This window comes from Flavobacterium sp. ACN6 (genome assembly GCF_002304005.1).
Classification (GTDB): Bacteria; Bacteroidota; Bacteroidia; order Flavobacteriales; family Flavobacteriaceae; genus Flavobacterium.
The window spans coordinates 302,419-322,460 of record NZ_MRCQ01000001.1 but is presented as its reverse complement, the minus strand read 5'-3'; the positions used below and the strand labels follow the sequence as shown (position 1 = coordinate 322,460).

At 35.9% G+C, this 20,042-nt stretch carries 20 protein-coding genes; 11 read left to right on the top strand and 9 right to left on the bottom strand.

Features of this window, described 5'->3' with window-relative positions; all coding sequences use genetic code 11:
- Positions 1 to 386: 386 nt before the first annotated feature.
- The 3 genes from BSF42_RS01545 (at position 387) to BSF42_RS01535 (ending at position 2,607) form a co-directional block, all read left to right on the top strand.
- Positions 387 to 1,106 (top strand): hypothetical protein, encoded by a 720-nt coding sequence (locus tag BSF42_RS01545; RefSeq protein WP_095951358.1) that lies wholly within the window; start codon positions 387 to 389, stop codon positions 1,104 to 1,106.
- A gap of 400 nt (positions 1,107 to 1,506) precedes the next feature.
- Positions 1,507 to 2,088 (top strand): Crp/Fnr family transcriptional regulator, encoded by a 582-nt coding sequence (locus tag BSF42_RS01540; RefSeq protein WP_095951357.1) that lies wholly within the window; start codon positions 1,507 to 1,509, stop codon positions 2,086 to 2,088.
- A 147-nt stretch (positions 2,089 to 2,235) separates the two neighbouring features.
- Positions 2,236 to 2,607 carry a helix-turn-helix domain-containing protein gene (locus BSF42_RS01535; RefSeq protein ID WP_095951356.1) on the top strand — a complete coding sequence of 124 codons (372 nt, stop codon included), beginning with the start codon at positions 2,236 to 2,238 and terminating at the stop codon, positions 2,605 to 2,607.
- Between the two features lie 182 nt (positions 2,608 to 2,789).
- Here BSF42_RS01535 and BSF42_RS01530 read toward each other — a convergent pair whose 3' ends face one another.
- Complete coding sequence (locus BSF42_RS01530; protein ID WP_095951355.1) at positions 2,790 to 3,443, bottom strand: SRPBCC family protein; 654 nt, start codon at positions 3,441 to 3,443, stop codon at positions 2,790 to 2,792.
- Between the two features lie 566 nt (positions 3,444 to 4,009).
- Entirely contained in the window at positions 4,010 to 5,023 is a 1,014-nt protein-coding gene (locus tag BSF42_RS01525; protein WP_095951354.1) for an SDR family oxidoreductase, read from the bottom strand.
- A gap of 294 nt (positions 5,024 to 5,317) precedes the next feature.
- Between BSF42_RS01525 and BSF42_RS01520 the strand changes: the two genes are divergently transcribed.
- The 3 genes from BSF42_RS01520 to BSF42_RS01510 are packed head-to-tail and all read left to right on the top strand — an operon-like array spanning position 5,318 to position 9,080.
- A complete protein-coding gene (locus BSF42_RS01520) occupies positions 5,318 to 5,803 on the top strand; it encodes a (2Fe-2S)-binding protein (RefSeq protein WP_095951353.1) in 486 nt (161 codons plus the stop codon).
- On the top strand, positions 5,796 to 6,815 hold the full coding sequence (locus BSF42_RS01515; protein ID WP_095951352.1) for a xanthine dehydrogenase family protein subunit M: 1,020 nt from the start codon (positions 5,796 to 5,798) through the stop codon (positions 6,813 to 6,815). The genes BSF42_RS01520 and BSF42_RS01515 overlap by 8 nt, the downstream gene beginning before the upstream one ends.
- A 27-nt stretch (positions 6,816 to 6,842) precedes the next feature.
- Complete coding sequence (locus tag BSF42_RS01510) at positions 6,843 to 9,080, top strand: xanthine dehydrogenase family protein molybdopterin-binding subunit (RefSeq protein ID WP_095951351.1); 2,238 nt, start codon at positions 6,843 to 6,845, stop codon at positions 9,078 to 9,080.
- Between the two features lie 56 nt (positions 9,081 to 9,136).
- Here BSF42_RS01510 and BSF42_RS01505 read toward each other — a convergent pair whose 3' ends face one another.
- Positions 9,137 to 10,120 carry a hypothetical protein gene (locus BSF42_RS01505; protein ID WP_095951350.1) on the bottom strand — a complete coding sequence of 328 codons (984 nt, stop codon included), beginning with the start codon at positions 10,118 to 10,120 and terminating at the stop codon, positions 9,137 to 9,139.
- Between the two features lie 304 nt (positions 10,121 to 10,424).
- Here BSF42_RS01505 and BSF42_RS01500 point away from each other — a divergent pair, with 304 nt between their 5' ends.
- A complete protein-coding gene (locus BSF42_RS01500) occupies positions 10,425 to 10,802 on the top strand; it encodes a response regulator (RefSeq protein ID WP_095951349.1) in 378 nt (125 codons plus the stop codon).
- A gap of 146 nt (positions 10,803 to 10,948) precedes the next feature.
- Here the strand turns inward: BSF42_RS01500 and BSF42_RS01495 are convergent, their stop codons facing one another.
- Both BSF42_RS01495 and BSF42_RS01490 read right to left on the bottom strand, forming a co-directional pair.
- The gene (locus BSF42_RS01495) at positions 10,949 to 11,707 is read right to left on the bottom strand and encodes an SDR family oxidoreductase (RefSeq protein ID WP_095951637.1); all 759 of its coding nucleotides are present in this window, start codon (positions 11,705 to 11,707) and stop codon (positions 10,949 to 10,951) included.
- A gap of 28 nt (positions 11,708 to 11,735) precedes the next feature.
- On the bottom strand, positions 11,736 to 13,916 hold the full coding sequence (locus BSF42_RS01490; protein WP_095951348.1) for a hypothetical protein: 2,181 nt from the start codon (positions 13,914 to 13,916) through the stop codon (positions 11,736 to 11,738).
- Positions 13,917 to 14,392: 476 nt separating this feature from the next.
- On the opposite strand from BSF42_RS01490, the gene BSF42_RS01485 reads away from it, so the two are divergent.
- Positions 14,393 to 14,992: a ferritin-like domain-containing protein gene (locus tag BSF42_RS01485; RefSeq protein ID WP_095951347.1), complete on the top strand. Its 600-nt coding sequence runs from the start codon at positions 14,393 to 14,395 to the stop codon at positions 14,990 to 14,992.
- A 155-nt stretch (positions 14,993 to 15,147) separates the two neighbouring features.
- Here BSF42_RS01485 and BSF42_RS01480 read toward each other — a convergent pair whose 3' ends face one another.
- Positions 15,148 to 15,804 (bottom strand): DUF6766 family protein, encoded by a 657-nt coding sequence (locus tag BSF42_RS01480; protein WP_095951346.1) that lies wholly within the window; start codon positions 15,802 to 15,804, stop codon positions 15,148 to 15,150.
- A gap of 269 nt (positions 15,805 to 16,073) precedes the next feature.
- On the opposite strand from BSF42_RS01480, the gene BSF42_RS01475 reads away from it, so the two are divergent.
- Positions 16,074 to 16,691 carry a hypothetical protein gene (locus BSF42_RS01475; protein WP_095951345.1) on the top strand — a complete coding sequence of 206 codons (618 nt, stop codon included), beginning with the start codon at positions 16,074 to 16,076 and terminating at the stop codon, positions 16,689 to 16,691.
- 170 nt (positions 16,692 to 16,861) lie between these two features.
- Positions 16,862 to 17,407, top strand: coding sequence for a DUF4255 domain-containing protein (locus tag BSF42_RS01470; protein WP_095951344.1), 546 nt, complete (start codon positions 16,862 to 16,864; stop codon positions 17,405 to 17,407).
- A 79-nt stretch (positions 17,408 to 17,486) separates the two neighbouring features.
- Here the strand turns inward: BSF42_RS01470 and BSF42_RS01465 are convergent, their stop codons facing one another.
- Both BSF42_RS01465 and BSF42_RS01455 read right to left on the bottom strand, forming a co-directional pair.
- Positions 17,487 to 18,047, bottom strand: coding sequence for a DUF4199 domain-containing protein (locus BSF42_RS01465; protein ID WP_095951343.1), 561 nt, complete (start codon positions 18,045 to 18,047; stop codon positions 17,487 to 17,489).
- 660 nt (positions 18,048 to 18,707) lie between these two features.
- Entirely contained in the window at positions 18,708 to 19,007 is a 300-nt protein-coding gene (locus BSF42_RS01455; RefSeq protein ID WP_095951341.1) for a hypothetical protein, read from the bottom strand.
- A 305-nt stretch (positions 19,008 to 19,312) separates the two neighbouring features.
- On the opposite strand from BSF42_RS01455, the gene BSF42_RS01450 reads away from it, so the two are divergent.
- Complete coding sequence (locus BSF42_RS01450; protein ID WP_095951340.1) at positions 19,313 to 19,504, top strand: cold-shock protein; 192 nt, start codon at positions 19,313 to 19,315, stop codon at positions 19,502 to 19,504.
- Positions 19,505 to 19,592: 88 nt separating this feature from the next.
- Here the strand turns inward: BSF42_RS01450 and BSF42_RS01445 are convergent, their stop codons facing one another.
- A complete protein-coding gene (locus tag BSF42_RS01445; protein WP_095951339.1) occupies positions 19,593 to 19,862 on the bottom strand; it encodes a hypothetical protein in 270 nt (89 codons plus the stop codon).
- Between the last annotated feature and the right edge of the window lie 180 nt (positions 19,863 to 20,042).

Below are 20,042 nucleotides of genomic sequence, written 5' to 3'. Positions count from 1 at the left end.
GTTCTAAATTTAAAACAGTACTAAAAATTGATTTTTTAGTACTGTTTTAAAAAAAAATCAAACCATTTTTTTAGTTTATTACTTCTTTTTCATTGGGATTTCCTTTTATTTTTAAGATTCTTAGTGGTTTGAACTTATTGTTATTCAAGACTATCAATTTTTCGTTATTTACGATGTAATATTTTTGCGTAAAAACACTACTAAAATATCTATTAAAAATGGAAACAAAATAAGGAAGACGTAAAGGAACAAAAATATTTTAATGTTTTTTTTTGTTATATCGTATTCTATTTTAATTTTACTGAGGCGGCAAAATGTTATTATGCGTTATTTGAGAAATTTGAATCTCTTACCGATAATGCCGAATTTGAATTAATAAGCACTTAATGATTTATAACAAAGAAAATTTCCCTAAAATAGCTTCTCAACGTAGTTTGGCAGCTACCATATTTGTTTATCTGCTTTTTGGACTTTTATGTATCGCAATGCTTGCTTTATTTATTGGAATTCCGTTAAGTATGCAGCTGGAACACAATAGTCAATTATCTACCAATGAGATCATCTTTAACCTAATTTATTTTCCTATTGTGCTTTGGGGAATTTGGGCTTTCTACAAAAATTATAGGCGTCAAAAACTTAAAAAAGTTATCCTTATATCTGTAGATAGAAATGGCTTACATCATCACCAATACGATGGCATTGTTCAGAGTATTTTGTATAAGGATCTAGAACACAGTGCTGAAACTTATGTTAGCGATATTGATAGAAGTATTGGAACAAAATATTCTCAAGGATATATTTTTGGTTTTAAAGAAGGCAAACAAATTCCCATTCATTTTTCTAAACCTGAAAATGGACTGACTTATATCCCGAAAAACAAATATCACCTAATTGGTCATTTTTTGCAGGGCGTTACTTTATTTTCACCCCATTTAAAAATTTCTAAGGCTGTCTATGCTGACTATTTTATAAATCCCGCCACTTTTGAAGTCAATAAAAAAGCCCAAGTAATTACGTATTTATTAGTTTTTGTTTTATTTCTGATCATCTTGATCGCAATCGATTTATTTACAAAATACACTAGCGGCTTTTCGATATTGTTTTAAAAACAGAATAAAACAAAAGCAGTAAAAGTGCGAGTGGGTAGATTTCTAATGTCAATTTTACGATTATTACTTGTTTTTGAAATAAGACTGAAGAGTATGGAGAGATTTACAGAAAAGCGAGAAATTAGTGTAAGGATTTTTTTCTCTTAAAATTTGTTTATTTCTTTCAGCATAAGTTTTGTTTTTCATAAGCTAATTTCAATAGAGTATCATTAAATATTTCTGATCGAGCCATTCTAATTTTTTATGTAAAATACTTTTCTCAACTGGATCTTAAAGAAACAAGCAGTTTTTAATTTTACAACCTTTCCATATTTATATCAGATTAAAATAAGGAAGCTTTTCTTAGCGTTATATTTGTCAACACTGCTATAACGTAGAGAAAAATAAGGTCGAGAAAATGAACAATAATTTTGAAAGCATAAGGAAACTGATACTGCATTATACTGAGATAGATGATCTGGAATGGAAGATGTGCAGTGATATGTTTACTGTCAAGCAGATCAAGAAAAAGGAAATAATTCTTTTCCAAGGAGAAATCTGCCGCAATATATATTTTGTTGAAAAGGGCCTGCTTCGCATTTATTTTATGGACCACAATGATGATGAAAAAACATTTCATTTTGCATTAGAAAATACTTTCGCCACAGACTACCAAAGCTTTTTAAAAGAGACTTCAGCAGATTTTTACATTCAGGCTCTTGAAAATACTACAGTCATTGTCATTACATTTGAAATGCTGCAGCTGCTTTATAAAAATCTTCGCAATGGAGAAAAATTAGGAAGACTCATCGCAGAGGATTATTTTTTCTTAATGAACAGTAAAATCAAAGCCCTTTATACGGAGACACCTCTACAGCGATATAACAGTATGAACGCTAATTTTCCAAAAATACTCCTGCGCGTGCCTCAGCACTACATTGCATCTTATCTTAACATAAGTCCCGTTCATTTAAGCCGTCTTAAGTATGATGCCGATTAAAATAGGGACAAATGTTAACATATGTTATTGCACTTTTTTTTCTTGAAACTTAATTTTGCAGGTAGATAAAATTAATTGAAAATTCAGCAGTTTTCTCTTGATTTTTTTAAAGTATCAGCCCGTATCAATCATTAAAAAAAACATGGAATGTCAATAGGTAATAAGATAAAAAGTATCAGGGAATTAAAAAACTATACTCAGGAATATATGGCAGATCAATTAGGAATAACACAAGCTGGTTACAGTAAAATTGAGAAAGGTAAAACAAGTGTAAGTTTTGAGAAACTTCAAAAACTGTCTTTAATTCTAGATTTGCCAGTGGAAAATATTATTAATTTTGAAAGCCAGAAATATTTTAATCCAAACAACAAAAGTGAAAAAGAGCAGAGCCTTAAAACCGACAGTCGATTAGAGTTGGTTAAAAGACTTTATGAGGATAAAATCATACTTTTAGAGAAGCTTCTCGGTAATACGGATAGAGAGCTTCAGATCTACAAACAAAAGTTTGGATTACTTTAAATAAGTAAAGTATCGATCTATAAATTAATTTATGAGAAAAACTGAATAATGAATCATCTTAGATCTTTAGCGCTTGTTTTTAGAAGTGTTTAAGTAAGAATAAAAAAAAACTGTAATAATAAGATATTACAGGTTTTTTCAATTTTGAAATTAAAATTTTAAGATTTTGTTATAAAGAGGATCTAAAGAGATTCTATATAAGCCTTAAAATTATTAATATCGTCCTTAACTAGTTTTTCAAAATACGGATTTAAAAACTTTGCAGTGCTTTCGCCAATAGTTCCTAGCGGCGCGTGATAAGATATCGTAACATCAATTTCCGTTGCATTTCCTTTTGGCTGGAAAGTAACTTTTCCTGCATTTTTAATAGAGGAATCTTCTTCAGACTGCCAGCTGATCAGTCGGTCTTGTTCATCTTTCACAATCGAAGCGTTCCATGAGATACTTCCTATTCCCGCCGGACCTTTTGCAGTCCATTTGGATGTGCTTGGACTTATTGTTTCCACCGATTCAAGATGGTTCATGAATTTTGGCAGGTTTTGCAGATCACGCCAGAAGTTATATACCTCGCTGACTGGTTTATTAATTACGCTGTTGATCCTGATATTCACATTGGAAGCCTTATCATTTTTGAGATGATCCACCGCATCGTAAACAGGACAATAGCCCGAAATCCCTCGCAGAAGCATAGCGCCTCCGGTTCCTGCCTTTGTAATACTTCTGTCTTGCTGTGACAATCCTTTATATAAAAGATAAGCCCCACTGGTAACCATTAATATTCTCTCCAATGCTGAAACATTGGTTTTAAGTTTCGGTAATGATGCTGTTGTTTCCATAATTTTAAATTTTTAAAATAATTTGTAGTAATTTTTATCAATAACTAATGCGACAACTTTTTAGACAATTTTCCTATTTATCCATCATCATAACTTTACTTTAAAAAGTCTTTGATTAGTTTAAAAGTGTTCTGCAGTTAATTAAACTCAAATCTAGTAAGTGATTCATTTATAAGGTTATAACTTGAAGTGCGAATTTTATAAGATTGCCAGTATAAGTTTGTTTATGGACTTATACATTCAATGTAAACTGCTTATAATAATGTAATTAATAGCACGTAAAGTATAAGTTTACTGTTTGATCCAATTTTAAATTTGTATAATAATTTTAAAAAAAATCTTACCATGTATATTATATATCACAATACAAATGTCGCTGACAGCGCTAGAACATCTACCAAGAAAAAAATATTTAAAATAACTTCATCAAGAACAAATGAAAAAACATCTAATGAGGTTAGGAAGCCAGTATTGAGGATAGTTTAAGTAACCCGAATTTCTGTAATATGACAAACCGTCTGCAATCACCTGTGCAGACGGTTTGTTTACCAAATCTTATCTCATATTTATGGGTTTCCCTCACCGCCGCTTGATCCGTAAATTTGTCCTGTTGCATAGCTGGCATCTGGAGCGGCAAGCTGGACATAAATCGAAGCAAGTTCAACGGGCTGGCCTGGTCTTTCCATTGGCGTTTGGGAGCCGAACTGTTTTAATTTTTCCATGGTGGCACCTCCGCTTACCTGAAGTGGAGTCCATACAGGTCCTGGTGCTACACCATTCACCCTTATGCCTTTTGGCGCAAGCTGCTTCGCTAGGGATTTAATGTAATTGGTAGTAGCGGCTTTTGTCTGCGCATAATCATATAAATCCTCTGTCGGGGCATAGGCCTGCACAGAACTAGTTCCGATGATAGATGATCCAGGCTTTAGATGAGGCAGCGCCGCTTTTATAATCCAGAAAGGAGCATAAATATTGGTTTTCATAGTAGCATCAAAATCTTCTGTTGAGATGTCCAGGATAGAGGCATGAGTCTGCTGGCGCGCCGCATTATTAACCACAATATCTAATCCTCCAAGAGCTTTTACAGCTTGCTGTACCAAGGAGCTGCAAAAAGCTTCATCACGAAGATCTCCCGGTATTGTGGCAGCTTTTCTTCCTTCGGCTTTAATCAGCTGGATAACTTCCTTAGCATCTTCTTCCTCTGTAGGGTAGTAATTGATGACAACATCTGCACCTTCTCTGGCATAAGCAATTGCAGCTGCTCTTCCCATGCCCGAATCACCTCCCGTGATTAGTGCCTTCATTCCTTTTAACCGCCCAGCGCCTTTATAACTTTTCTCCCCGTGATCAGGGCGGGGATCCATTTTGCTTACAAGTCCCGGCCATGGCTGTGACTGTTCTTTAAAAGGAGGGCGTGGATATTTAGTTTTTGGATCTTCAGGCTCAACAGAACCTTTTTCTGAACCTTTTTCGTCCATTTTAAAATCTGCTCCCAAAACAGGAGTAAAAGCCGTAGTCAGGCAGATGGCTCCCATGCCTGTAATGGCTGAGCGTCTGGAAATTGTTTTTTTAGTGCTCATAATAAAAGTGTTTAAGATTACTCTATTATTTCTTTCGTTAAATAGGATTCTAAAATTAAATAGACTGACAGTCAGAATTTTACATCATTTGCTGTTTGACTTATATAAATTTACTACATTATAAGTGGTAATGTTTTGAATAATAAGACATTAATGATTGAAATTCTGTAAACTGGTTTACGAATCCTATAAGTTTTCAGTACGAAAAGGATCGTACTTTAATGTTGCAGAATTCTGGAGCGTTCTCAGCAGTGTCTGCTCATTTATTTTGTTATAATTAAATAAACGCAAGTCATGATAGAAGAGAATAAACATACGACTAGTTTAAATATAAATGGTCATCTCTATGAGCTCGAGCTCGAGCCATGGGTATCCCTGCTGGATGTGCTCAGGGAACATTTGCAGCTCACGGGAACCAAAAAAGGATGCGATCACGGCCAGTGCGGTGCCTGTACCATTCTTGTGGACGGTAAAAGAATATTGAGTTGTTTAACACTTGGAGTAATGAAAGACGGCTCCCATATTACAACAATCGAAGGAATCGCCGCCGGAGAAAAACTACATCCGATGCAGCAGGCATTTATCGATTATGATGCTTTTCAATGCGGCTACTGTACACCAGGACAGATCTGCAGCGCTGTCGGCATGCTCGAGGAGAATAAAGCCTTCTCTAGGGAAGAAGTTCAGGAATTAATGTCTGGTAATCTTTGCCGCTGTGGTGCCAGTAAAGGTATAATTGATGCAGTTATGGCAGTAAAGGAAGGAGGATATCATGAATAATTTTTCATATACCAAAGTTTCTTCTCCCCAAGATGTTTTTAAGGAAATGGATGGAGATATTAGAAATAAAATAATAGCAGGGGGTACCAATATAACTGATCTGCTCAAATATTTTATTACAAAAGCTGATAAGCTCGTTGATATAAACCCAATAACACAGTACAATTCTATTATAAGGCTTGATGATGGTGGCGTAAGAATCGGTGCCCTTCATACTAATGCACAGACTGCCTATGATCCAATCATAGAAGAACGCTATCCTTTATTGTCAAAAGCAATTCTGGCAGGCGCTTCTGCACAAATTCGAAATATGGCTACTAATGGAGGCAATTTGATGCAGCGCACCAGATGTTATTATTTTTATGATATAACCACGCCCTGTAATAAAAGGGATCCAGGATCTGGATGTTCTGCCCTTACAGGTTATAATCGCATCCATGCCATTTTAGGGCAGAGTGAAAACTGCATAGCGGTTTTTCCTTCCGATATGTGTGTTGCTCTGGCTGCTTTAAACGCGGTAATTAATATCAGCGGTCCTGATGGAGAGAGAGCACTTCCTTTCGCTGCCTTTCACAGACTCCCGGGGGATACTCCTCAAATTGATAATAATCTCAAGCATGGTGAACTTATAACCAGTATAGATCTTCCGCCAGCAGGATTTGAGAAAAACTACTGCTATCTAAAACTTCGTGACAGGAGTTCTTACTCCTTTGCCCTAGTTTCCGTGGCATCTGCATTTAGACTTGAAAATGGAATTATCGAAGAAGCCCGAATTGCCCTTGGCGGTGTTGCTAATAAACCGTGGCGTATTGTTGAAGCGGAAGATTTTTTAAAACAGAAACAGCCCTCACGGGAAAACTTTTCTAAGGCTGCCGAAATTATTTTAAACGGCGCTAAGGGATATCAGCACAATACCTTTAAAATTGAGCTGGCCAAAAGAGCGATTGTCCGAAGCTGTCTTATGGCATTAAATCCGGAGACACAGCGCCCGGGGGCAAAACCTTCAAGATAAAATACCAGCAATTAAAAGAAAGAAGCAATGACAAAATTACCCGCAATAGGAAAACCAGTAAGCCGTTTAGAAGGCCGTTTAAAAGTCACAGGAAGCGCGAAATATGCCGGGGAATATCCCGCCGAAGAACTCCTGTACGGATATGTGGTAAACAGCACCATTACCAAAGGTAAAATAACGATTATAGACACCTCAGATGCAAAAAAACATGACGGAGTCATTGAGATTTTTACTCATGAAAACAGACCTTCAACAGCTTGGTTTGATTTCCAGTATGCCGATATGGATGCTCCGCCCGGTACTGTTTTCAAGCCTTTAAAAGACAATGATATTAAATATAACGGCCAGCCGATTGCGCTGGTCGTGGCCCAGAGTTTTGAGATGGCCCGATATGCAGCGACTCAAATTAAAGTGGCATATAAAGAAGAAAAATTCGAAACGGACCTGCAGGCTAATTTAAGCAGGGCAAGAAAACCTAAAAAAGGTCTGGCATCCCTGCTTAAACCACCGCCTCCAAAACCAACAGGTAATTTTGAAACGGCTTACACCGCTTCTTTTGTAAAGAGTGAGGGAGAATTCAGCCATGGAACAGAACACCACAATCCGATGGAAATGTTTGCCACAACTGTTATTTATGAAGGCAGCGGCAAACTAAAAATATATGATAAAACTCAGGGAACCATCAATTCGCAAATGTATGTGGCGAATGTTTTTGGTCTAAAGATGAAAAACGTCCAAGTAATAGCGCCTTTTGTAGGAGGAGCTTTTGGTTCGGGACTTCGGCCTCAGTACCAGCTGTTCATGGCCGTTATGGCATCACTTGCTTTAAAACGAAATGTACGCGTTACCTTGGACCGTGCTCAGATGTTTACTTTTGGCCACAGACCCCCGACACTGCAGACGACCAGATTTGGTGCCGATAAGGATGGAAATGTAAATGCTATATATCAAAAGGCAGTAGGAGAGACCTCCCGATTTGAGGATTATGTTGAAATAGTAGTCAATTGGGCTGGTATGCTTTATCCTGCCTCCAATACGCTTTTGGAACATGAACTTATTCCCTTAGATGTATATTCACCCCTTGATATGCGTGCCCCGGGGGGAAGTACAGGAATGCATGCCGTTGAGGTTACAATGGATGATCTGGCTTACCAGTTAAATATAGATCCCGTTGAATTAAGGCTTATTAATTATTCTCAAAAGGATAAAAGTTCCGATAAAGAATATTCCAGTAAAGAACTTAGGGAATGTTACCTGCAGGGTGCACAGAAATTTGGATGGAGCCAAAGAAATCCACAGCCGCGCAGTATGAAACGAGGCAGCAAACTTGTTGGTTATGGAATGGCAACAGGAATATGGGATGCCAACAGATTGATGGCCAGGGTAAACGCAGTTATGACAAGTGATGGAAAAGTGGAAATAAAAAGTGCTGTAACTGATATAGGCACCGGCACCTTGACCATTATGACCCAGATTGCCTCTGATGAACTGGGACTTCCTCTTGACAGCATTACATTTTCATACGCCGAGAGCCAAATGCCTTTTGCGCCGATACAAGGAGGTTCGTTTACTACCGCTACAGTCGGGCCAGCCGTGAAGGCGGCGTGCAGGGCATTAAATAAAAAAATATTTAATAAAGCCAGAAAGTTACAAGATTCCTTATTAAGTGAGGTAAACTTTGACGAGGTTATTTTCAGCGATGGTTTTATATATGTGAAAAGTAAGGATGAGTTAAAATACAGCGTCAAAGATGTTTTAACTCTCAGTAATATAAAAGAAATCAAAACAACCAATACTGCAATGCCTAATCCGCTTACCTATGGAAAGAAAGCTAAAGCAGTGCACAGCGCTGTTTTTGTTGAGGTTGAGGTAGACGAGGAATTGGGTATAATTGAAGTTAGAAGGGCAGTGACGGCCGTCGCGGCAGGAAAGATTATTAATCCTAAAACGGCAGAAAGCCAGATATTAGGCGGTATGATCTGGGGAATCAGTAAAACACTGCACGAAGAAACTATTCTGGACAATCAGTTTGGGAAATACATGAACACCAATTTTGCCGAGTATCATATACCAGTTCATGCCGATATTCACGATCTAGATGTTATTTTTGTTAAGGAAGAAGATAATTTTGTCAATGACCTAGGTGTGAAAGGTGTCGGAGAAATCGGGGTGGTCGGAATGCCTCCGGCTATTGCAAATGCAATATTTCATGCGACAGGAAAGCGTGTAAATGAGCTCCCGATTCATTTTGATAAACTCTTATAAATAATTTAATTCTAAAATAAAAGAGCCGCATATTAGAACGCGGATCTTCTTACTGGTTATTTTTCAATTTGAGTTTTAGAAGCAATCATACGAAACAGTGGTTCATATTTTTGAATATGCAGATCGAGATTTTTGCTACTCTCAACAGGCCCTATACTTCCCTGAAGGCAGTATAATTTACGGTTTTTAGTGAACATAAACTGCAGCATTCGTACTTTAGCTTTCTCATGCACAGCTTCCTCCACGTCAATCATCACCGCAGGTATGCCGTCAATTCTTACTGATTCAGTGCGGATAAGATTAGCTTGCGGAGGAAGAAGCTCAGCAGCTGATTTTTCGTTAAGTACAAACTGCTCATCGGCAGGCAGATCATATACTAGGAGCAGTATTTTTTCATTGCCTCTTCCGTGAAAGCTTGTGAACTGCTGTACAGTTTGGGACATTGCGGCTTCCTCGGCCAGCCAGCTCTTGGGAACAGAGATTTGAAGATCGGAATCAGATGCTTTTGGATGGTCTTTTGTAGTAAAGGTCTCGATATGCCCATCAACAATTTCCTGATGAGGTTTATCCTGATAGGCAAATGAAATAATGCCTTTTGACAACACTGTATCCTTTAAGGAATGTGGCCGGTCTTTTATGATTTCCAGAAAATCCCTTGCATGCTGTTCTTTTTCTATTGGAATATTGAACTGTTTAATAAGCAGTGAATCGATGCGGTTTTGCAAAACTATGAAATCCTGCTCAGGCAGTTCTTGCTTTAAAAAGAGCTCAATATTCTGCTCTGCACGCGAATGTAAAAAAGAAGATTTCTTTTCTGCTGTCTTAATATCACTCTTTAGGGAGGGAAATTGTTTAGCAATATGCTCTAGTGATGCACTTTGTCCTTTGAGAAAAGCGTACGTTTCAACAGCAAGTACCACTTTTGGTGAATACTTCTGCTGGGAGAAGCATATTATAGGAAATATACAGTACAAAAGTAGCAACATTGCTCTACTTTTGTATAAATATCGTTTTATTTCAAAATATATTTTAGTCTGCATCTTAATTTTTTAGTCAAATTATTAAATATCAGCAACTTAATTTTTTTAAAAAGTCAAAAATCAGAATATGTACAGAAATTTACTTATATAATATTGTTCGAATATTATATAATTTTCAGTTTAAATAAGTAAGGTTAAAAGTACTGACAAATTGATAGGTTAATAATGCCAAGAAAAAGGATTTGTTTAAGAATATATTTTCAGTAGTTTTTTTCATTAAACTCCTGAAATCCCAAACCTAAACAATTTTAAATTCGTAACTTAGTGCATATGTCTGTATAAGGACATTATTTAAAATTATGTTATGGCTTATAAAAATATTTTATTGATCGATGATGATCGGGAAGATGCAGAGCTGTTCATGGAAGCTGCTGATACATTGAACAAAGGAGTCTGCCTGCGATGGGCTTTTAACCCTGCGGCAGAATTTGATCATCTGCTTGTGACAGAGAATCTTCCGGATCTTATTTTTTTGGATTACAATATGCCCCGTATGAATGGTCTTGAGCTCCTCGAAAAGCTTAAAGCAGAAAAGCGCCTTGCCAATATTCCTGTAATTTTGATTTCAACTCCTTCTGAAAATTTTGCAGATGAACTGGTGCGCAGTGAAAAAATTATAAAATACATCAGCAAGCCCACCAGTTACAAAGAACTTATTGTTATACTGGATTCTTTATTGTAGGATTGTAATGCAATATTGAGATCTAATATTAAAAATAAAATTGATGCTGTTGTATTTTTTATACCCAATTTCTCAGCTATATCCTAACTAAAAACACCTGCGTAAATGCAGGTGTTTGTGTATATATGTTGACTTTATTACTAAGATTAGATAATCTGGAGATGCGGACGTATCTGCATGGTGACAATATCGCATCTTTTTGGCTGGGACAAACAGAACAGTGTGCTCATCGCAATATCGTACGCTTCCAGCATTTCCAATTTTTCTACCTTTTGCTTTTGTACTTTTTTTGGATCGGTCTGCATATCACTTGTTACTGCTCCAGGTTCAATAAGTGAAACTTTAATTCCAAGCGGATTTAACTCCTTGCGAAGCGAGGTGCTGAAACCTCGAATAGCAGATTTTGTAGCCACATAAATGGTGCTTTGGCCAGTTCGGCTTTCGGCGCTCATTGAGCCAATATTGATAATATGTCCTGATTTCTGTTTTTTCATTCTTGATGCAGCTTCCTGGGCGAAGGCTAGATAGCCAGTAATGTTAGTATCTACAACATATTTATAGTCCTCATAAGTTTCACCAGCAATTCCAGGTGCTCCCAATGCGGCATTGTTGATTAAAATATCAATACCTCCGAGTTCAGTATCTGCTATTTTTAATATTTTGTCAATGTCTTTTTTCTTAGTGACATCCGCCGGAGTTCCATAGACCTCACTGTCTGGAAATTGTTTTTTTATATCCGCCACAGCATTTTTGAAATCTTTAGGATCTCTTCCAAAAATAAGAACACGTCCGCCAAGGGACACGAGCACATCGGCAATTGCTTTTCCTATTCCGGTTGTTCCACCAGTCACTACAATTCTTTTGTCTTTGATATTTTGTCCAAAGTAATTTGTCAATTTTTCCATTATTTGTTTTTTATGTATTAAGTAAATATTACGACTCAATTTTAACTGTACCATTTCCTGCAATTCTGTATTCCTGCATTTTGGTACTTTTTTTAAAAGGTTTAAGAAGTTCGCTATCCTGAAATACTTTCATTTTGACAGCAGGAGTTCCCAGTTTTAGTATTTTCAAATTGCAGTACATTGTTTTATCACCGTTTAGATGGATGTTGATTGTTTTTCCTCTTTTGGTATAGTGGTGGGGATAATCTATAAAAAGCATAAAATCATCATTGATTTTGATATACTGTCTTGATACTACGCCAAAAGCCATTCCAGCACCGTAAACCTCTTGTCCGACCTGACCGCTGTGTTCCCAGCCATTGTATAGATCTTCTAAAGGAATCCACAAATCAGCCTGGAGTTCTCCTGTTTTAACTTCTTTGGAAAGCATTTCTTTGGGCAGTTTCGGTGGATAATAGTAGGCAATTCTGTTAACAGCATATTTAATAAATTCGGGAAGCAGTGTTTTAACGGCTGGCAGAATCTCTACATCTTTGGCTTGATTTAAATATTCTGATAAAGCAGCATAGACTTCCAACTCTTCATAAGCTGCAGTATACGGCGCATCATTTAACGGAAAGATGGAGAAGAAATTAGTGTAATTTTGACCAAAGCCATAGCGGCAGTCATACAACTGTACATTTTTAAAGAGTCCCGTAAGACAGGTATTGCTTAAATCAAGATATAGTTTCTTATGGGTTATTTTATATAATTCAAGTAAAGCCCCAGCTGCAAAGGCAGTGTTATTAGCCTGATATAAGATATTAATACCCAGATCGGCTAATTTTTTGGCTGCTTTTTCAGCCTCACTCAGATAGCGTTTCTCCTTGGTTAACTTAAAAACCAACAGCATTAAGTGCGCATAGGCACCAGGCACATCTCTTTCTCCGCCAGCGCCGGGAGCTGTTTCTTTTTTGATTATTTCCAAAGTCTGCATATCATAAAAAACCGGCCAGGAATATTTAAAATGATGGGCTGTTTTTATGACATAATCAATGGAATCTAACAGGAGCTTTTCTGCGATTTTATCCCCTTGCAATGAAAGTCTTGCTAAATTCATCAGGGGATGATGCAGATACCAGGAATCCATCACCATTTCTTTTTTATGTTCTTCTGAATGATCCAGTGTGTCTGCCAGCGCAGGAAGCCATCTGTTTATGCAGTTAATTTTGGAATCGTAAAAAGCGGGCAGTCCGTTTGTTAGTGCATCGCAAAGAGGCTGTTTTTCACCGCTCCATTTTTCAAATTCCTTAAATGGAGTCAGTACTGCCAGTTGCACCATGCTTTCAGCAGGAGTGTCGTAGTCGCACAAATAGGCATTCAAGTAAGCATTTCCATTTTTCTGTGTCCACGCTCCTTTATTGTACGTTAAATCTGTAATTACCTGCTGAGCGATATCCGGCCAGTTGTGATATTCAATTGCCGGCTGCTGCAGTACTCTGTATATTTTGACTAGGTTGTTTAAAAAATGCTCACAAACTAAGGATGTTTTCTCTACAATTTCAGTATCCAGTACTACATAGGCATCTGAGAGTATAAAAGGTCTGCCCGAAGGAAGAGGTTCTTTATCGGTAACGGGGAGCTGAAAGCCAATTTCTGGCCAGCTGCCACCCACGGTGTTTTTAGATTCTGTCTGCGTAGCTTCGCAGTATGCAGATAATGATGTCAGGTTCTGAAAATAAAATAAAGATCCTGTCTGAGGTTTAGTAACACTTACAAACAGCAGTCCAGATCGGGATCCGAACTGTTCCATATGAATTTTTCCAGCAGTGTTTTCTACACTTCCATTTTTTGTAAGAGGTATTATATCTCTTGGCCAGAATGGAATCATCAATGGTATATTTGCCGTAAAAGAGGTTGTATAATGTAATATCGGAGTGAGCGAATCTGGAAAATCTACGCGGATCTCGTAACTGCCCAGTCTTGAGTTTAAAACAATCACGATAGTATCTTCGTCATCAAAAATATTATTGATCTCAAAGCAGCTGTTCATCGCGAAAGCCGTCCGGAAAGCTATTTTTCCACTATTTGGCAGTATCGCCACAATCCAAAGGGAATCTCCAGTATTGTAGAATTGATAGGTGTAATCATGGATTTTTCTCTCTAAAAAGATTTCACTATTTTCAATATCTGCCTGAGCAGCTGCGCTCCAAGGGGTAACAGTATGCATAATGATAAGTTTTAGTTTAAAAAAAATGACTTCCAGTGAATAATGGATTAAAGAGTCAGGCCGTCTTTCAGTCTAAAATCAAAAATCCTGACATCAAATATTTAAAGAGCGAAAAATAACTCAAGTTAACAGAATACGCTTCTATAATATTGATTCAGAGTAAATTTCCGTAATATCTCTTTTGTTTCTTTATATAATTTTTTGATTTTTTTATAATATTTTTCCAGTATTTAAAGATTATTAAATGGACCACCTAATTAAAGTTTTTTTAGATGGCACAAAAACTGATGCACTTTTAGGCAAGTATTTTTTTGATGACAGCATAGTATTTCTGTAAAAGCATAAAAACTTAAAATTTAAATGTGTTAAAGTATTGGTATTCAATATTTAAATACTGTAAATTTTAAATGTAAAACTGTAAAAAAGCAGTATATGTGATTTGTAAATTTGGCTTATTAACTATAAAACATCATATTATGAAAACTGCCATAAAAAAAACAGCGGCCGTTAAAAGCAAAACCAGCACTGCAGGAAAATCTGCAGCATCAAAAGCATCAGTAAAAGCGAAACCTTCTGCAGCTGATGGATTAAGAGAATTATTTGTGGATTCGCTTAAAGATATTTACTGGGCTGAAAAAGCACTAGTAAAAGCACTTCCAAAAATGGCCAAAAATGCCACATCTGAAAATCTAATTAATGCCATCAATGAGCACCTAGCTGTAACGCAAGAGCAGGTAGCAAGACTGGAAGAGGTTTTTAAATCAGTAGGAGAGAAAGCGGCAGCTAAAAAATGTGATGCCATGGAAGGGCTTATCAAAGAAGGCGAAAGTATTATGGAGGAAACACAGCCAGGACCTGTAAGAGACGCAGGAATTATTGCTGCCTCACAAAAAATCGAGCATTACGAAATTGCCACCTATGGAACACTTGCTGCCTTTGCAACGACTTTGGGAGAGGATGATGCTGTACTTCTTTTGGAAAAAACGCTTTCTGAAGAAAAGCAGGCCGATGTGACACTAACTGAAGCCGCTTATAATACGATTAACTTCGACGCAGACAACGAAGATCAGAAATAGGAACTACTCAGTAGTAATCTTGATTGTCGGAAAACCTGTACCTTCTTTATGATGGTGCAGGTTTTCTATTTTTCTTCAAAATTATCTTATAGCAGATCTTGCACTTTGAAAAGATTTCTAATTTTTAAATAGTTCATTGTAAGGACGTTTGCATATTATTCTCCCGTTTCGCTATTTGGAGCATCAACTGGTTTGGATTGCGGAGAACCGATCTGGCGCAGGTAAATGGACAGCATTACAATGGCAAATACCGAGAGGAATTCGCTCTGCCAGTTCTGAAAAGACTCAAACCAAAATCGCGAATCACCGATATATGCTGCAGCACTTTCCAACGGGAGTCCTTTAAGGGAAAGCTGTTGGTTTTCATCTTTAAGACTTCCGTAGAAATGAATTCCGAATGAAATGAAGAAAAGTAGTAAAAGAGAAATGGTAAGTGAGTGTTTATAGACAGCCAACAGCCATCCACCTTTTTTGACCGGCCAAGGCGCACCTTTTCGACGAGAAGAAGGTTCCCTGTCGACTTCTTCCTGCTTGTCAAAATCCTTCGATTCCGATGAGCCTTTCTGCTGCAGAAAAATGGTAAGGATCACAAAAAGCGCCATTTGCAGAAATTCACTTTCCCAATTCTCAAAAGTTGATTCTAGAAAATGTCCCGTGCTGAAATAGCCTGCAAGTGTTACAGCGACACCGCCTTGTTCAAGAATTTCCTTGTTATGTTCTTTGAAGCCAAATATAATCTGGCCTATAAGCGTGAAGATAAATAGAAGAAAAAAGACGATGGAGAGTCCGTTATTACGAAGGAATGTTTTCATGGCTTTTGATATTAACTAAGCAAATTTCAGAAACACTTACACCGTTTTGTTATATCTTTCAGGGTATAAATTGCAAAATTTAATTCATCTGAGGGAAACTGTCTGTTTTATAATTTACTGCTTCCTAAATCACATCTGATGTGCCTCGAATACACTTATCTGAAAAAGAGATTTAGAAACCAGATACTGATAAATATTGTAAAAACTGGACCAGTCAAAAGCTCTGGTTGCCGACTAACTTTGTACTGCAATTTTAATCAATTTGAGCGATGTCAAAATTTCATCTTCACACGCAGCAATTAGTTCAGGGCGAATTCACAGCCCGTAAGGTAAATATAGCCTTTGTATTTCAAGTAAATTGTCCGGGCTGTTTTATATATGGCATTCCTATTATGAATCAGCTTTACGAATCCTTCAAAGACAAAGTGGGCTTTATTGGTGTAGCTACTGCTTTTGAAGACTTTGAATATAATAATGAAGCAAACTTAAAATTATTATTAGAAAGCGGTGAACTGGTTGGAGAAACCAAAAAGTATTACCAAACAAATTACCAGCGTTCTTCCTATTTGGATATTCCGAAATTTCCTGCTGCTTTTGATCGTATGATAACTGCCGAATCATTTATTAATTCAGGTACGATACAATTACTATTGAACACTGTTCCTAACATTTCCAGTTTTTCTGAAAGGGAAAAAGAGCTTTTAATAATGAAAATTAAATCCTACTATTCGCAGATATCATTTTTAGCAGAAACATTCACGCTAAATCAGCTGCAGGGCACTCCTTCATTTATTATTTTTGATAATAAATATGAAATCCTTGCGCAGTATTTTGGTCATCAAAGTGAGGATGTTTTAAAAATGAAACTAGAAGAAATGCTGGACTGATTTTTTTTTTATTACATACAAGTTTGGGATTAATACATTTTAAAGAGCTGTAGTTTTTTTGATTATATTTGATAGTGTAAGTTGTTAACTAATTAAATATTAGTTTTTTATATTTATAAATAAAAACACAACACTATCAAATAAATATAAATCTTTAAACGTCTTCAGCAATGATTTATGAAATAATTCAAATAATTACAGAGCAGGTAAATAATTATTTGGATCAAAACGGACTTGAAAAGAGCGTAGTAGCTGGAAATATTGCCTGGGCAGAAGTCCAAAAAAACACCTCAGCCGCTTTAGAAGACAAAACAGTATTGACCCTGATTCGAATAGAGGAAGATAAGGCGCTCAAAAACATACCTAATTACGTAGCTGAAAGTTCAAAAACATTGTACAAAAGCAATGATCAAAGCATTATTCTCTATCTGATTTTCAGTGCCAATAGAAACGCTTATGTTAATTCACTAAATGAAATTTCAAAAATCAATACCTTTTTCCAAGAAAAAAGTCTTTTCACGCAAGCAAATACGCTCTACAGCAATGCAAATGACGTAATGAAAAACATTAAGAGTTTTAGATTTACTGTGACAGTTTATACACCTGAATTTGAAGAATTGAATCATATATGGGGAACATTAGGAGGCAGGCAGCTGCCTTCACTACTCTATAAGGTGAGCCATGTAGAAATGGAATTCAACAGCACTCAGGTTTGATACATGAAATTCGTCAAGTCGAGTAAAATTAGGTATATGCTTTTCGGATTTAGATTAACAATAGCACTCTGGCGTATTTTTACATTACAGCTAATGGGCTTTCGTGATTTGCAGTAGTATTTCTAGTTTTGTTTCGTATAAAAAGAAGAGAAATCAAAGCGATTAAAACCGGTAAAATAATTACAGAAGGAATTGCGGCTGATAGTCTAAATAAATTTGCCTGAGCTATAGGCGAGGTTTTCATTTCTTTCAAAACTGCTGTTATTTTATTTTGCGGCGTATGAACAGTCATTAAATCTGCTTCTTTTAAATTAACCACGGCATCATACCAGTCTGGATTAATGTAATGATGATAAATGTATAAGAAAGGATCGTAAATTAAATAGGAAACAAAACCGACCAAAACAGCAAGTGCAATTCTTTGAAAAATAGTTATCCTATAGTAATCAGTATGTTTTTTTATTATCCAAAAAATCATAAATACAGGCAGTAGAATTATAGCGATGTCAAAATACTGCCCAATATTTAAATACGTCGTATCTAATTTTGTGAGCCACATTAAAGTAGTGTAGAGACAGAAGCAGAGTCCCATTATAATTCCTTGTTTAATTCCCGATTTAAAAAACATTGTCTTTGTCATTAGTATTGATTTTTAGATTAAAAATTTGAATTGGAACTCCATGACTGGCATTAGCTTCTATCTTCAGAGAATACGAAAAGATTTTTAAAACGGATTTTAAGTAATCTACGTTAGGTCTGACACCAAATATGATGAAGTAATAGAATAGGATTAACATTCTATTTGACGCTTTATTTTCAAAATGTTTCAGTTAATAATTTATTTTTAGAAAAAAAATAAATATTGTGTCGTTAAATTAAATCTCAAATCAGCAAATCAATTTGTAGCTGCTGAAACAGGACTGTAATCTGTAATGGTTTTTGGGAAATTGAAATATTGAATTTCAGTCAAGATGATAATGCAGAGGGTTTTTCAGCTATGAATATATATCTGACAGTATTCAGCTGCGGAAGAACAGCAAAGAAGATTTTTATAATAGTACTATAATGAACTGTAAACTCATTATCCTTAAAAGTATTAGGAGAAAAAAATGCTGTGAGTAGTTAACGATGACAAATATTTTGACAAGCAAACAATACTGCACGGAAATAATTCAAACAATAATTTTTCAAATTTTAGTAAGCTTTGGTTCTTACGCTTCGGTAAATTATTTAAGGTTTAAATCTATCCTTGCGACTAGGCGGGATGAACCATTCGAACAGCTCCGTTGAAAACTATTGTCTAATAATAAGTTGATTCTAAGTACGGGTCATAGATAGCCACATCCCACTGATTATCATCAAATTGATCTGTAAGGTCATCTTCAGATTCTGGATCAATTGTACTTTCGTTTTCGCTTTGGTCATTGGAAGCCCATAAAAATTCACAATCGAAGTCTGGCTCATCATCATATTTTTGATATAAGTCTGTTAAAAGATTCTCGAACTGTGTTTCAGGCTGCAATGAGAAATTGGTCTCTGATTGAACTTCAATTTTTTTAGCTGATTGGATAACTGAACTGTTAGCTGCTGATAATTTCATAATTTAATTAAATGGTGATTGTATAAATTTATTTTTTTTCAAAATTAGCGGATGACTCTGCTTTTTAATTTATACAATTTTGCTGTGGCGTTATATAATTAATTATGCAATGACCTTTTGAGTTTTAGTCAGTTATAATTACAAGTAAATAATGATATTTAATCTTCATAAATGCCTGTCTATGTTTTATATAATTTTTACTTAATGTTATATAATTCCCATAAAGCAAATAAAAAAGGTTTTTAAATCTTTGGTTTACAATTAAATATCCTACATTTATTTTCGAAACAGTAATTATTTATAAGATGCAAGAAGGTACAGTAAAATTCTTTAATGAAGAAAAAGGTTTTGGATTTATAACACCAAAAAATGGCGGGAGTGAAATCTTTGTTCACGCTACAGGTTTGTCGGAGACTATCCGCGAAAACGATGAAGTTCGCTATGATATTGCGGATGGTAAAAAAGGACCTAATGCAATAAACGTTGTGGTAGCGTAATTTTCAATTGTAAAAAATTAAAAAGCACCTCTCTTGTGACAGGTGCTTTTTTTGTTTCAGAACTTTTGTAATTCTTTGCAGAAATTAATCAGGCAATTTCCTCTTTGGGTTGCTGTAAACTTTCCATCTGGGATTTTAAAACATCTTTGTACTTTGCAAGCCCTATACCCACAATAGGCACAGCCAGCGATCCAATCATTGACGCTGCTTTAGTATTTCCATTTTTATTGAGGTAAGATGATAGAAGCAAACTTCCTACTGCCCCAAGAAGAATTAATTCTCCGGGAACATCAGCAATTTTATTTTCTATAAATGTTCTGATTTCCTCCAGATTTTCCTGATTTATTAAGTTTTCCATAAATAGCTAGTATTAATAATTGTACGTTTCTTTTTATTTAAAATTACAGGTATAGCGGTATTTTTGATTTACAGAATTGAAAAGACAGATTATATAATTAACAGCAGCATAGTGGTTCGCTAAATGTATTAAGAAAATACACAAATAGTATATTTTACAGTAAATAACCATGAAATTACG

What these genes read in the sequence shown, in the direction of transcription:
- BSF42_RS01545 (WP_095951358.1), top strand. Translation starts at nt 387, where the DNA reads ATGATTTATAACAAAGAAAATTTCCCTAAAATAGCTTCTCAACGTAGT.
- BSF42_RS01540 (WP_095951357.1), top strand. Translation starts at nt 1,507, where the DNA reads ATGAACAATAATTTTGAAAGCATAAGGAAACTGATACTGCATTATACT.
- BSF42_RS01535 (WP_095951356.1), top strand. Translation starts at nt 2,236, where the DNA reads ATGTCAATAGGTAATAAGATAAAAAGTATCAGGGAATTAAAAAACTAT.
- BSF42_RS01530 (WP_095951355.1), bottom strand. Translation starts at nt 3,443, where the DNA reads ATGGAAACAACAGCATCATTACCGAAACTTAAAACCAATGTTTCAGCA.
- BSF42_RS01525 (WP_095951354.1), bottom strand. Translation starts at nt 5,023, where the DNA reads ATGAGCACTAAAAAAACAATTTCCAGACGCTCAGCCATTACAGGCATG.
- BSF42_RS01520 (WP_095951353.1), top strand. Translation starts at nt 5,318, where the DNA reads ATGATAGAAGAGAATAAACATACGACTAGTTTAAATATAAATGGTCAT.
- BSF42_RS01515 (WP_095951352.1), top strand. Translation starts at nt 5,796, where the DNA reads ATGAATAATTTTTCATATACCAAAGTTTCTTCTCCCCAAGATGTTTTT.
- BSF42_RS01510 (WP_095951351.1), top strand. Translation starts at nt 6,843, where the DNA reads ATGACAAAATTACCCGCAATAGGAAAACCAGTAAGCCGTTTAGAAGGC.
- BSF42_RS01505 (WP_095951350.1), bottom strand. Translation starts at nt 10,120, where the DNA reads ATGCAGACTAAAATATATTTTGAAATAAAACGATATTTATACAAAAGT.
- BSF42_RS01500 (WP_095951349.1), top strand. Translation starts at nt 10,425, where the DNA reads ATGGCTTATAAAAATATTTTATTGATCGATGATGATCGGGAAGATGCA.
- BSF42_RS01495 (WP_095951637.1), bottom strand. Translation starts at nt 11,707, where the DNA reads ATGGAAAAATTGACAAATTACTTTGGACAAAATATCAAAGACAAAAGA.
- BSF42_RS01490 (WP_095951348.1), bottom strand. Translation starts at nt 13,916, where the DNA reads ATGCATACTGTTACCCCTTGGAGCGCAGCTGCTCAGGCAGATATTGAA.
- BSF42_RS01485 (WP_095951347.1), top strand. Translation starts at nt 14,393, where the DNA reads ATGAAAACTGCCATAAAAAAAACAGCGGCCGTTAAAAGCAAAACCAGC.
- BSF42_RS01480 (WP_095951346.1), bottom strand. Translation starts at nt 15,804, where the DNA reads ATGAAAACATTCCTTCGTAATAACGGACTCTCCATCGTCTTTTTTCTT.
- BSF42_RS01475 (WP_095951345.1), top strand. Translation starts at nt 16,074, where the DNA reads ATGTCAAAATTTCATCTTCACACGCAGCAATTAGTTCAGGGCGAATTC.
- BSF42_RS01470 (WP_095951344.1), top strand. Translation starts at nt 16,862, where the DNA reads ATGATTTATGAAATAATTCAAATAATTACAGAGCAGGTAAATAATTAT.
- BSF42_RS01465 (WP_095951343.1), bottom strand. Translation starts at nt 18,047, where the DNA reads ATGACAAAGACAATGTTTTTTAAATCGGGAATTAAACAAGGAATTATA.
- BSF42_RS01455 (WP_095951341.1), bottom strand. Translation starts at nt 19,007, where the DNA reads ATGAAATTATCAGCAGCTAACAGTTCAGTTATCCAATCAGCTAAAAAA.
- BSF42_RS01450 (WP_095951340.1), top strand. Translation starts at nt 19,313, where the DNA reads ATGCAAGAAGGTACAGTAAAATTCTTTAATGAAGAAAAAGGTTTTGGA.
- BSF42_RS01445 (WP_095951339.1), bottom strand. Translation starts at nt 19,862, where the DNA reads ATGGAAAACTTAATAAATCAGGAAAATCTGGAGGAAATCAGAACATTT.